The sequence below is a fragment of the Burkholderia sp. BCC0419 genome (assembly GCF_902830285.1).
Classification (GTDB): domain Bacteria; phylum Pseudomonadota; class Gammaproteobacteria; order Burkholderiales; family Burkholderiaceae; genus Burkholderia.
The window spans coordinates 1-733 of the sequence record NZ_CADESR010000026.1 but is presented as its reverse complement, the minus strand read 5'-3'; the positions used below and the strand labels follow the sequence as shown (position 1 = coordinate 733).

Below are 733 nucleotides of genomic sequence, written 5' to 3'. Positions count from 1 at the left end.
TGCAAGGCTCATCCCATTTCGCTCGCCACTACTTTGGGAATCTCGGTTGATTTCTTTTCCTGCGGTTACTTAGATGTTTCAGTTCACCGCGTTCGCTTCACATGGCCTATGTATTCAGCCATGGATACTCCAAAAGGAGTGGGTTTCCCCATTCGGACATCTACGGATCAAAGCTCGTTTGCCAGCTCCCCGTAGCTTTTCGCAGGCTACCGCGTCCTTCATCGCCTGTGATCGCCAAGGCATCCACCACATGCACTTGTTCGCTTGACCCTATAACGAGTCTGTCTCGTTACAGGTTGAGTTCTCGCGTTGTGCCGTATTCCAATTTAAGTCGAACTTAGAGTTCGAATCATCTTGAGATACATCGATACAATCACAACCCGGATAACTTTCACGTCCATCTCAAGACGCTTCCGCTATCCAAATTACTTACTTCTTCCAGATTGTTAAAGAACGACAGCCGATACTTTCGTACCGCTCTGACTGGCTCAATCGCCAATGAAAAAGACTCGAACCAAACTCCATTCGAATATTTGTCATTGAAGATTATTGAAAGCGGCCGGCATTAAACCGGTTTAAACCGCAGACAGCTAGTCTGTCTTAATCAACAGCCGATAAGCGTGAGCGCTCAACTTCGCGAGTAGCTCTGGAAAGGAGGTGATCCAGCCGCACCTTCCGATACGGCTACCTTGTTACGACTTCACCCCAGTCATGAATCCTACCGTGGTGACCG

2 rRNA genes are annotated in these 733 nt (G+C 48.3%); both read right to left on the bottom strand.

The features are described 5' to 3' along the window. Nucleotides 1–270 (bottom strand): 23S ribosomal RNA (locus HWW87_RS36860); the annotation flags it as partial. Nucleotides 271–650: 380 nt separating this feature from the next. Continuing rightward, a 16S ribosomal RNA gene (locus HWW87_RS36855) occupies nt 651–733 on the bottom strand; the annotation flags it as partial.